The 12,719-nt window shown below is 55.4% G+C and carries 6 protein-coding genes; 5 read left to right on the top strand and 1 reads right to left on the bottom strand.

Annotated features, from left to right (window positions below; all coding sequences use genetic code 11):
* The 4 genes from KHU33_RS23695 to KHU33_RS23680 form a co-directional block, all read left to right on the top strand.
* Positions 1 to 6,410: hemagglutinin repeat-containing protein (locus KHU33_RS23695; RefSeq protein ID WP_211467565.1), on the top strand; the 6,410-nt coding region annotated here is incomplete at its 5' end.
* A gap of 284 nt (positions 6,411 to 6,694) precedes the next feature.
* The gene (locus KHU33_RS23690; protein WP_211467562.1) at positions 6,695 to 7,093 is read left to right on the top strand and encodes a hypothetical protein; all 399 of its coding nucleotides are present in this window, start codon (positions 6,695 to 6,697) and stop codon (positions 7,091 to 7,093) included.
* Positions 7,094 to 7,268: 175 nt separating this feature from the next.
* A complete protein-coding gene (locus tag KHU33_RS23685; protein WP_211467560.1) occupies positions 7,269 to 9,974 on the top strand; it encodes a hemagglutinin repeat-containing protein in 2,706 nt (901 codons plus the stop codon).
* The gene (locus KHU33_RS23680) at positions 9,974 to 10,255 is read left to right on the top strand and encodes a hypothetical protein (protein ID WP_211467558.1); all 282 of its coding nucleotides are present in this window, start codon (positions 9,974 to 9,976) and stop codon (positions 10,253 to 10,255) included. The genes KHU33_RS23685 and KHU33_RS23680 overlap by 1 nt, the downstream gene beginning before the upstream one ends.
* A 287-nt stretch (positions 10,256 to 10,542) precedes the next feature.
* On the opposite strand, the gene KHU33_RS26935 is transcribed toward KHU33_RS23680, so the two are convergent.
* Positions 10,543 to 10,929 (bottom strand): SymE family type I addiction module toxin, encoded by a 387-nt coding sequence (locus tag KHU33_RS26935; RefSeq protein WP_407928315.1) that lies wholly within the window; start codon positions 10,927 to 10,929, stop codon positions 10,543 to 10,545.
* Positions 10,930 to 11,270: 341 nt separating this feature from the next.
* Between KHU33_RS26935 and ltrA the strand changes: the two genes are divergently transcribed.
* Positions 11,271 to 12,542 (top strand): group II intron reverse transcriptase/maturase, encoded by a 1,272-nt coding sequence (ltrA, locus tag KHU33_RS23670; RefSeq protein ID WP_329956116.1) that lies wholly within the window; start codon positions 11,271 to 11,273, stop codon positions 12,540 to 12,542.
* Positions 12,543 to 12,719: the final 177 nt, after the last annotated feature.

Below are 12,719 nucleotides of genomic sequence, written 5' to 3'. Positions count from 1 at the left end.
TCACCATCAATACCGGCACGCTGACCAACGCCAGTGGCGCCATCGGCAGCGATCTGGATCTGCAAGCAGCGCTGGGAACGTTGAGCGGCGACGGCAAGATCATCGCCGGCCGAGACGGCACGGTGGGCCTGCAAGGTAACTATACCTACACCGCGGCCAACCAGATTACCGCCAACCGTAACCTGACTTTGTCCACCACAGGGACGTTGGTCAATACCGGCACGCTGACGGCAGCGGGGAATCTCACCGTCAATGCGGCCAATCTGTTTAACGTGGCCGGCGCCGACATTGCCTCCGGCAATCCGGGCGATCTCAGCACCGGCGTCACCACCGTCAATACCGGCGCCGGCACTATCCTTAATGCCGGCCGCATCGAGGGTAATAACGTCAATACCACCAGCAATCTGCTCGGCAATACGGGTACGGTGATCGGCAACACCGTCACCGTCAACGCCAACACGCTGACCAACGACGGCGCAGCGGCGATTATCGCCGGCGTCAATCAGGTCAATCTGTGGGTCAGCGGCACCGTCAATAACCAGAATGGTGCAACGCTGTACAGCCTGGGCGACTTGAACATGGCGGCCAACGGCGCCAAGGATGGCAACGGCTATCTGTTCAACCAGACCGGCACCATCAACAATCTGTCGTCGACGATGGAAGCCGATGGCACGCTGAATGTCGCTGCCAACCAGATCAACAACGTGCGGCAGAACGTGCAGGTCAACACGGTGACGGTCTCGGATACGACCAGCACCATGACGCAATCGCCCTGGTGGACATCGTTGGGGCCGGGCAGTACGCCCACGCGTAACGGCAATACGCAGATGCATAGTGACTATTACCTGAATCCGTCATCGATCGTTTCGGTGACCCCGTTTGTGACGCCGGACGGTTACCTGATCTACAAGGCGGTGGTGAACCTGTCGGCCAACGATTCGGCGTTCCAGATCATGACGGGCGGCCTGGTCTATCCCTTGCCGAATGGCGGCGGCGATATTCAATACATGAGCCAGTCGCGGGTAGCGACGACGGCCGGCACGCAGGTGATTTATTTTACGAAGCGCACCGACAATCAGGTCAATCCCGATCAGGTCGCCGGCAACAGCGCCTGGGCGGACTACAACGGCAATACCTTTCGCAATGTATTGGGGACGATCACGTACTCGAACCAATACGGCAATTGCACCACCAACTGTGTCCGCCTGATCTCGATTCCCGACTATACCGACCCGACGGCGACTTTCCAGAACGATACGCAACAGCGCCGCGCCTATTTCCCCGGCAGTTACCCGATGGAGGTCGAGCGCATTGCGCATCAGGTCGTCACAGAGACGCAATTGGCGCCGACCACCGGCGCGCCGGCGAAGATCACGTCCGGCGGCGACATGCATATCGCCGTCGGCACGCAATTGAATAATGACAATGGGCAAATCGCCGCCGGCGGCAATCTGACCATTGACGGCGTGGCGTCCGCCGACGGCAGCAACAATACCAAGATCGTCAATACCGCCACGCAGCTGACGCGGACCTATACGTCGACCAATCAATCGGGCTTCGGTACGGCGGATAGCTTGCCGGCGCCGCCGGTGCAATGGACCACCTGGAGCAATACGCCGATCACGCAAAACATCGGTGTCGCAGGCGGCACCATCACCAGCAATCAGGCGGTGTCGATTACGGGTGGCAGCATCAGCAATACCAGCGTCGGCATGTCGACGCGACCGGTGGGGCAAAGTGCGGCCTCGCTGGGCCTGGGCGATGGCATTGCGCCGCTGGCTCTGGCCACGAATAACACCATCAGCGGCGTACCGGCCGGGAATCAGACAGGTGTGGATGGTGTGACGGCAGTGGGCGGTGCTGGCAATCCAACCATTCCCGGCGCTTCCACCGGTGGTTTGCCGGCGGTGGGCAATATCGGCGGCACCGCCACGCCAGGCGCTGCGCGTGTCGTCGATGGTGCGCGTGCAGGGGCGGTCAATACCGTGTTGCCGACCAACGGCCTGTATGCCGTGCGGCCGCAGCCGACGCAGCCGTATCTGATCGCGACCGATCCGCGCTTTACGCAGTACGGCAATTTCATTTCCAGCGACTACATGCTCAATTTGCTGGGCATTGATCCGGCGGCCATGCAAAAGCGCCTGGGCGATGGCTTTTATGAAGCAAAGCTGGTCACGGATCAAGTCACCAACCTGACCGGGAAACGCTATCTGGCCGGCTATAGCAGTGCGGAAGATGAATATAAGGCGCTGATGACCGGTGGCGCAGCCTACGCCAAGCAATTCAATATCGTGCCTGGCATGGCGCTCAGCGATGCGCAGATGGCGGCGTTGACGTCGAACATCGTCTGGCTGGTGAGCCAAACCGTGACCCTGCCGGACGGCAGTCAGCAGACGGTGCTGGTGCCGCAGGTGTATCTGGCCAAGAACATGGACTTGACGCCCACCGGCGCCTTGATTGCCGGCGACTCGGTCGGCATCAAGGGCACTGACATTGCCAATAACGGTGGTACGCTCTCTGGCACCAAACAATTGCTGCTGGCGGCGGACCACGATATCAGCAACATCGGCGGCGTACTTTCCGGTGGTAACGTCGGCCTGTTTGCCGGCAACAATATCCTGGATCAGTCGGTCACCAACACGGCCATCACCCATTTCGGCAATAGCTCATCAACGATTACTGCCGTGGGTGCGGTCGGCAAGATTGCGGCGACGCAGAACCTGGTCATGAGTGCCGGCCAGAATCTGACCTTGCAAGGCGCGCAGATCAGCGCCGGCGGCAATGCGATGCTGACAGCAGGCAATGCGATCAATGTCGAGACGGTATCGACGGTATCGCATTATGTGACGCCGACGGCGAACAGCCATGCCGATGTGCAAGCCACGCATGCGCTCGGCAGCACGGTGGCAGTTGGCGGCAATCTCGGTGTCGTGAGCAAGGGCGACCTGACGGTGACCGGCAGCAGCCTGTCGTCGGGCAAGGATATGCTGGTGGCTGCCGGCGGCAACGTCACGGTTCAGAATGCGACCGACACCAGCAGCTACCACCTGGATGGCCAGGGAAAGTCGGGCAAAAGGAGCGGATCGCAGAGCGTTGACATGCATGACCAGATCGCCGTCGGCAGCAGCCTGTCGGCGGGCGGCAATGCGACGGTGCTGGCCGGCGCCCAGCAAGACGCGTTCGGCAATGTGGTCCTGGCAAAACAAGCACCGGCCAAGGATCTGACCGTCACCGCCAGCACGATCACGGCTGGCAGCAATCTGGACGGCAAGGGCAATGCAGCCTTGGGCGCCACCGGCAACGTGACAATCGGCGAGGCCACCTTGCACGGCGACTATAGCCAGGAGGACAGGAGCAGTCATAAAGGTTGGCTATCCAGCAGCAGTACCCATGACATCAAGACCATGTCGGGCGACGTCGCGCAGGGCAGCACGGTGTCGGGCAATCAGGTCAGCGTGACAGCAGGCAAGGATGTCACCGTGCGCGGCAGCGGCATTGCCGCCACCAGCGATCTGAACATCAACGCCGGCAACAACGTCAATATCGTGACATCGCAGAATCACGAGACGAATACGGAGTTGCACGAATCCAAGAAATCGGGCTTGATGGGCAGCGGCGGTATTGGGTTCACGATAGGCAACCGGTCCCAGGATGGCACGCAAACCGTCACCACGTTGACCAATAACAGCAGTACCGTTGGCAGCATCAACGGCAACGTCAAAATCAACGCGGGCAATACGTATAACCAGAGCGGCAGCAACGTGATTGCGATGCAGGGCGATACCGGCATTACTGCACAAAAGGTCAATATCACGGCGGTTAGCGACACCAGCAATGATACGCAGAAGAGTTCATTCAGCCAGAGCGGCTTGACGCTGGCGGTGTCGGCGCCGATCATCACCGCCGTGCAGAGCATCCAGCAGATGGGCAATGCGGCCAGTAAAACGGATGATTCGCGCATGAAGGTGCTGGCCGGCGCGGCAGCGGCATCGACGGCTTACAATGCCTACGGTGCCGCCGCACAGGGAGCCGCCACGGGCCAAAGTCCTGCCACCGGCTTTACCATCAGCCTGACGGTAGGTTCTTCCAGCAGTAACAGCCAGAGCACGCAAAGCAGCAGCACGGCGGTCGGCTCTACCGTCAAAGCCGGCGGCAACGTCTCGATCACGGCCACCGGTGCAGGAAAAGACAGCAACATCAACGTCATCGGCAGCAATGTCAGTGCGGGACAAGATGCGTTGCTGAAAGCCGATGGCGACATCAACCTGAAGGCGGCGCAAAGCACCAGCACGCAGCAATCGACCAGTTCCTCGAACAGCGGTGCGGTCGGGATTGCGGCGACGTATGGGAAAGACGGTTTTGCTTTCGGGATTACCGCCAGCGCCTCCGGCAGCCGGGGCAATGGCAACGGGACCGATGTGACCAACGTGAACAGCAACGTTGCGGCGGGCAAAACCCTGGTGCTGTCGTCGGGGCATGACACCAACATCCAAGGCGCGGTGGCCAGCGGCAACCAGGTGTTTGCCAATGTCGGCACCAGCGGGCAAGGCAACTTGAATATTCAGAGCTTGCAGGACACCAGCACCTATAAGAGTAAGGACCAGGCTATCGGCGGCAGCGTCACGATCGGTTTTGGTGCTTCCGGCAGTATCAATGCCAGCCAGAGCAAGGTCAACGGTGATTACGCCAGCGTCACGCAGCAGTCGGGCATCAAGGCCGGCAATGGCGGCTTCGTGGTGAGCGTCAACGGTAACACCGACCTGAAAGGCGGCGTGATTGCCAGCACGGCGACACCGGATAAAAACCTGCTGGTCACGCAGACGCTGACGCAGAGCGATCTCCAGAACCATAGCAGCTACAGCGCCAGCGCTGTGACCGTGGGCGGTGGGTATGGCGTCAGCGGCAGCAGCGGCGGAGGCGGCACGGCGCAAGGCGCCAACCTTCTCACCATCCAGCAAGGCGGCCAAGGCAGTTCGATGGGCGTGAGCAGCAAGGATGGCAGCAGCTCCGGCACCAGCTATGGCGGCGTCAGCGCCGGTACGGTGGTGATCGGCGACGACAAGAAGCAACAGGCATTGACGGGACAGACGGCAGCGCAAGCGGTCGCCGCCGTCAACCACAATGTGGGCGTCAGCAATGCCGGCTCGATCTCGAAGGACTGGAATGGTCAGCAGCTTAACAGCCAGGTGACGGCGAATGCGCAGATTGTTGCGGCGTTTGGGCAGCAGGCTGCGGTGCAGATTGGCAACTATGCGGATAAGCAAATGGAAACTTTAGCCAAGACGGATCCAGCTGAAGCGGCAAAATGGGCAGAAGGTGGTGAGTATCGCGTAGCCTTGCATACTGCTACAGGCGCGTTGACTGGTAATTTGGCAGGCGCGGCTGGTGCGTTGGTATCGGCGGAGGCGATGAATACGATTGGCAAGGCTATTGATAATATGGGCTTGCCGGACTCCGTCGCGAAGGGCTTGGCGCAGGTGACGGCAACGGCGCTGGGCGCTGTCGTCGGTGGCGGTGCCGGAGCTGCAGCCGGGTTGAATGTGGAGGCTAACAACCGACAACTGCATTCGAGTGAAACGCAGATGATTTTGGATAATGCGAAGCGCTTTGCGCAGGGGCTGTATGGCACTAATAATCCGACCCAAGCCCAAATCAACGCTGCTACGTCGTTACTTGCTAATACGGCTCAAAATATGGTCGATAATAATATTGGCTATGACGTACCAAATTCGCCGCTAGCCGCGTCCTTCTTGCATACGTTGCAATCTGAATATGCTGCACAACATCCTGATTTGTCCATCGGGAACGGGCAGTATTTGTTTTATGCGACAGATGCACAGAAAAATCAGCCGTGGCTCAATACTGGGAGTGCGAACCCTGCTGTAACGGGATTGATCGTCAAGACGCCCTGGCCTAGTGCGAATGCGGTACCACCGGTGGTTTATTCGGCGAGCAATCCATACATACTAAGCAATCCCTGTATTTCCGCTGAGTGTATTCCGCAGGGAAAGCCCGGGGCTGGTTTTGATTATCTTTCTTTACAGGCAAATTTCTATATCGCGTCGGGTGGTATTGCTGTTAATTTACATGATGGGAGTATGTATGGGCAGTGGGCACTGGGTAAGTCATACCCTCCTGGATTTAAGCCCGGAGTGACACTTACAGCTGGCAATATAATTGGTGGAGCCGACGCATGGTCAACTGGTCAGTTTTTGCAAGGGGCGGGTGTTTCTGCTGGTGGATTTTATCCATTCCCTGCGATCCCAATTCTTGGCGTTGGCGGGGGCTTGAACCACAGCTATGGCGGTCAAACCTCTACTGAAATTGGTCTGAGTTTTCCTCCTGGGCCTGGTGGTGGTGTGTCTCCTGTAAGTTATGGATTTGATTTGAATAAGCAAAAGGGAAAATAATATGTTCGGCCCTGGAATGACGGATGAGCAATACAAAAAACTTTCGCGCTCATGGAAAATTGCTTACTGGGTAATCGTTGTGATTGTTGTTTCGATTATTGGATATTTTTGTATTAGGCGATTTATTTAAATCGTAGTGAAAACTATAGGGATTTTTGGCGATAATTCACTTTATGAAATTTGTATTGCATCAGATGTAGTGTTTTTTTGAATATATTAATTAAAAAGAAGGTATTTATATGTGCCAAAAAAATATGGCTCTTTTTCGAGCAGTTTTTATTGTAATGGCTACCGTTTCATTGAATGTCGTTGCTCAAGACTATGGTAATTATTTGGGTAAAGGAGGAATGAGCGCTTATGATATTAAGAGAAATGTCTATGAATATCACTATGACAAAGGTTTCACTGGCGAGGATGCCATGGGCTGGGATCCCAATTTGCAGTATGCATGGTCAAGGCTTGGGGCAGCAAAAACTTGTAACGTATCTTACCCAAGTGAAAAAATAATAGAGCAATTAATTGCCAAGTATGGAGAAAATACTTTGACTCATGAAATGGTCGGTATTAATTTTCATGCGGCACAAAGCAAAGCAAATCCTAGTTTTTGTACACTCACGCGGATTGACGAAATTAAAGATTTGCTTCCAGCTTTTGAGGCCGGTAATTTTCCTAAGAAATTTTGATATTTAGAAATGCTGCGAGTGTATCTCGTCAGATGAGGCATTTAGATACGCCCTTCTGTTGTACAAGGTGCATCGCCATGCAAGTGATAACAGTCCCATCCACGATCAAAAAAATAATGATACTGATTGCGCAGCCACGCAGGGAGCCGCCACCGGCCAAAATCCGGCCAACGGCATGTCAATCAGCCTGACGGTCGGTTCTTCCAGCAGTAACAGCCAGAGCACGCAAAGCAGCAGCACGGTGGTCGGCTCGAACGTCAAAGCCGGCGGCAACGTCTCCATTACGGCCACCGGCGCCGGCAAAGACAGCAACATCAACGTCATTGGCAGCAATGTCAGTGCGGGACAAGATGCGTTGCTGAAAGCCGATGGCGACATTAACCTGAAGGCGGCGCAAAGCACCAGCACGCAGCAATCGACCAGTTCCTCGAACAGCGGTGCGGTCGGGATTGCGGCGACGTATGGGAAAGACGGCTTTGCTTTCGGGATTACCGCCAGCGCCTCCGGCAGCCGGGGCAATGGCAACGGGACCGATGTCACGAATGTCAACAGCAACGTCTCTGCCGGCAATACCCTGGTGCTGTCGTCGGGGCATGACACCAACATCCAAGGCGCGGTGGCCAGCGGCAACCAGGTGTTTGCCAATGTCGGCACCAGCGGGCAAGGCAACTTGAATATCCAGAGCTTGCAGGACACCAGCACCTATAAGAGTAAGGACCAGGCTATCGGCGGCAGCGTCACGATCGGTTTTGGTGCTTCCGGCAGTATCAATGCCAGCCAGAGCAAGGTCAACGGTGATTACGCCAGCGTCACGCAGCAGTCGGGCATCAAGGCCGGCAATGGCGGCTTCGTGGTGAGCGTCAACGGTAACACCGACCTGAAAGGCGGCGTGATTGCCAGCACGGCGACACCGGATAAAAACCTGCTGGTCACGCAGACGCTGACGCAGAGCGATCTCCAGAACCATAGCAGCTACAGCGCCAGCGCTGTGACCGTGGGCGGCGGGTATGGCGTCAGCGGCAGCAGCGGCGGAGGCGGCACGGCGCAGGGTGCCAACCTCCTGACCATCCAGCAAGGCGGCCAAGGCAGTTCGATGGGCGTGAGCAGCAAGGATGGCAGCAGCTCCGGCACCAGCTATGGCGGCGTCAGCGCCGGTACGGTGGTGATCGGCGACGACAAGAAGCAACAGGCATTGACGGGACAGACGGCAGCGCAAGCGGTTACCGCCGTCAACCACAATGTCGGTGTCACCAATGCCGGCTCGATCTCGAAGGATTGGAACGGTCAGCAGCTTAACAGCCAGGTGACGGCGAATGCACAGATTGTTGCGGCGTTTGGGCAGCAGGCGGCAACCCAGATTGGCAACTATGCGGATAAGCAAAGGGATGCATTAACCACCGAAGCGAAGCAAGCCGCGGACAACGGCGACTTCGCTCAAGCGGCGTCCTTGCAGACGCAAGCGGCCCAATGGGACGAAGGTGGCGAGTATCGCGTGGCCTTGCATACCGCTGCTGGCGCGCTGACGGGTAATTTGGCTGGCGCGGCCGGCGCGCTTGTATCGGCGGAATCCATGAAAACCATCGGGGACGCAATTGGCAAGATGGGCTTGCCGATGTCCGTTACCGAAGGATTGCAGCAAGTAGCGGCGGCGGCTCTTGGCGCTGTTGTCGGCGGCGGCGCCGGCGCTGCATCCAGTGTCAATGTGGTGGCCAACAATTTGCAATTGGATCCTAAGCAGCGCGCAGCCATGCAGCGGCTCATGGAGGGGAAAAGCCTTTCCGAACAACAGGACATCGTGGATGCCGCTTGCGCATTGGTTCACTGCTCTGCAGGCGTGCCCGATAGTGATAAAGCCAAGGGGATACTGAGTGATTCGCAGCAAGCGGGGCAGCAACTCACGGCGCAACAACAGCAATTAATTGCCACAGGCGTATTTCCTACTTATGGATCTGCTGACGCCTTTACCGATGCGTTGACGTATTATCAGGTACCCAATCGGGCGACCGGCGCTGTGCAGGGTGTAACAGGTGCTGCTATAGCTGTCGGATCGGTGACGGGAGGGTGCGCTACTCTCGTAGCTTGCGGTTTGGGCGCGGTAGTTGCCGGGACGAGTGCTGACTATTCGTATGCGGGATTTAAGCAGCTAGTCGATGGCAACCTGGCTCCAACTTATGGGGAGCAGGTGCTGCAAAGTTTCGGGATGAGTCCGGGGACTGCGGCCTTAGCATACGGTGTGCTCAATTTCGGAGGTGCTGCGGGTGGGGCGATGCTGGCGAATCAAGCAGCAAAGGACGCGGGAGCGTTGAATACAGCATCAAGATTGTCTTACACACCAATTGAACAATTTGGCACTCAAGGGCTTAAAGTAACACCGGAAATCATGAGGACGCCACAGGCGCAAGCAATTATGGACTCATACATTGCAGCAGGTGCCTCGTCAGATGACGCATTTAGATATACACAAAATCTCATTAAAAGTGGGTCCAATTTGCCTCAGCCGATAACTGTTGCTTCCGATACGGAATTGATAAAAATTGTTCCGAAGGGTATCCCTGTTGGCGATAGTGTGGGGAGCTATTCACCGTTCTTTATGACTCGCCAGGAATATGATGTGCTGTCGAAATTGCCCGGTGACCAAATCGCAAATCGGCTTGGATTACCGGCGGAACAAGCAATTCGAGGCTCTCAGTTGGGCTTCGATGTATACTCGATGACGCCTAAAGTGGGAAGCACACCAACGGCATTTACAAGCCAAGTCGCACCAATTCAGCAAGGTACGTATTCTGCCTCGGGGGGAGCGCAACAGGTAATGGTGCCCAACCGCGCGCAATGGACCGATCCGAACACCAACAAGATTGCTGAAATTGGAGGAGTGCACTAATGGATTCTATAAAATTAAAGTTACATGCAGAATTGCTAGAAACGGAGATTCGAATGAATCTTGGTAAGAGTCGCGATGTGGATTGGCTTGCGAATTATGCACCTTTGCTTAAAGCGTTAGAAGATGCAAAAGGTAATTTGATCCATAAACCGCGTGATCTTGGTCTAGGGCGTTGGGAGATGGAATCTAACATCCAAGATTTTCGGACTATATCGCACAGGCTTGCTCAATTTGAGTTGCTACTGGAGGGCTGGGATTTGCCAAGCGAACGTGGAGTTTAGGTGGTCGGCGAAAGTCGAATGAATCGTTATCAAGTGACTGTAATTTACGACCCAAAAAAATAGAGGAATAAAAATGTCATTTGGAAGCTCCCCGGGCGATGACGCATGGAAAAAAAAGAGTCCGCGAGTGCGAAAAATTTATTGAATATGCGTGGCAATAGTTTTCAGAATTATTGGTAGCGCGCTTTTATTGAAAAAACAAGAAGACCGCTCTTCAACCCCACCCAGTGTGTGGGGTTGAAGAGCGGTTTTTTTAGCTGCTGATAGCGGTGATGGGTCTGTCCTCTCTACTCAAGAGTAATGACCAAGCACCCGGTCATGACTCTGACTCGAACGTGCGTTCGCGGCAAGAACCCTGCTGCCGTCAGCCATGCGCCTTGCAGACGTATCCTTGTTTTTGTGCCGAGAAATTCCGGCAACTGCTCGACGAGAATGAGGCGCTCGCGATGGGTTGCGAGCGATTTTTCTGCATGTACTACCGGCGTGCTGCCGTCTCGCGTATGATTGCGCTTAGCCAGTGTGTCATGAAGGCTCAGATAACTGAGCCATGCTGTCAATGAGATGGAGGTAGGCCCTCCGCTATCATCTTGCAGGAGAGGATAGCAAACCGCCTCAAAGCGGCTGCGGTAAAGAGTCGTGGTCGGAAGCGTTTGAGGAAAAGGCGTGCAAGACACATCAGGTAAGGTACGGTGGAGACGAACGCAAGTGAACCGTTGACGAGGTGTCGAAAGCAATCAAGACGATGTCGAAACCCATTGCTGGCTAACAGTGGGGATAAGCTCAGGGGAAACCTGTTTACTGACTGAGCGGCATCCGGCACAAAAACGGCGTGACCCCGTAACAGGCCCATAGACGGAACATGAGAACCTGTCGTCTGGGTGCGAAGGGAGCACTTCAAGCAGAGGCCCTGCGAGAAGCTGAGTACCAATACCGGGCACAGGGGCGGAACAGTCCGTAGTAGTGATGAAGGCGCTGTAATGGCGCTGGAGCGAAGGGGCTGTCGCATTCGGTGGTAATGGTGGTGTCAACCCGAATGGGGAGGAATTCGATCATTAGCACAAAGTCATTTGATATATCCAAGAAGTTGGTTTGGCAAGCATGGAAACGTGTGAAAGCCAATGGCGGTAGCGGTGGTGTTGATCGGTTAAGCATTGAAAAGTTTGAGGCAGATGAGAAGAATAATCTGTACAAACTGTGGAACCGAATGGTATCAGGAAGCTATATGCCGTTGCCGGTGCGGCGGGTGGAAATACCGAAAGGGGACGGGAAGACACGTCCACTGGGCATACCCACGATAGCCGACCGGATTGCCCAGCAAGTGGTCAAGTCCATGATGGAGCCGGAACTGGAAACATACTTTCACCCCGATTCATATGGGTATAGGCCCGGCAAATCGGCGATCGATGCAGTGAGAGTTGCACGGCGGCGATGCTGGGAATATGACTGGGTGGTGGATGTGGACATTCAAGGGTTCTTTGATTCGATTGACCACGAGTTGCTCTTGAAGGCAGTAAAGCGTCATGCAGAACATTGCTGGATGTGGCTATATATAGAACGTTGGCTAAACGCACCGGTGCAACATCACGACGGGCGGCTAGAGGCGCGGCAACAAGGCACGCCGCAAGGAGGTGTCATCAGCCCCTTGTTAGCGAATCTATTTTTGCATTATGCGATGGATGCATGGATGGAGAGGCATTACCGGCATATCAAGTTTGAGCGCTATGCAGATGATGTCGTGTTCCACTGCAAAAGTCAGAGGGAAGCGCAAGACTTTCTGAAAGCATTGACCCAAAGGATGGTTGATTGTGGTTTGAAATTACATCCCGATAAAACCAAGATTGTGTACTGCAAGGATAGCAACCGTGCGGGGAAACATAAGCAGATCAGCTTCGATTTCCTGGGGTATACCTTCAAGCCTCGAGAAGCAGTGAACCCGCGCGGTCAGCGTTTCACCGGGTTCTCGCCTGCGATGAGCGGGAAATCGTTCAAGCAAATCATGGGCGTAGTACGAGATTTGAAGCTACGGCAACGCGGCGCAATATCCGAGCAGCAAATAGCAGCGGTACTCAATCCGAAGATTGTGGGATGGTTTAACTACTTCAAGCACTTTGGGAAAGCCCGCTTGTATTGGCTGGCCGATAGGCTGGAATTTGCGCTAATACGCTGGGCGCGTCAACGATACAAACGACTGACGCGCAGTTATCGGAAGAGTGGTGCTTACCTTAAAAGACTCAAAGAGCAGCAACCAAACCTGTTTGCTCATTGGTATATGTTGAAGAAAGACTGAAGGCGAAGAGCCGTATGAATCGAGAGATTCAAGTACGGTTCTGTGAGAGGCTGAGGGGGCGGCTCCCTTGGTCTACTCGACTATTAACTACTCCATTTAGTTGATTGGTTAGCGGGTCAGGGATGTATCAGCATGCCTAACCCGCGTCTTCTTCAAAACCTGCCAAAATCGGCGCAG

This window comes from Collimonas silvisoli, assembly GCF_018305005.1.
Taxonomy (GTDB): domain Bacteria; phylum Pseudomonadota; class Gammaproteobacteria; order Burkholderiales; family Burkholderiaceae_D; genus Collimonas; species Collimonas silvisoli.
The sequence above is the reverse complement of the archived record's forward strand: the minus strand, read 5'-3'. Positions and strand labels throughout refer to the sequence as shown.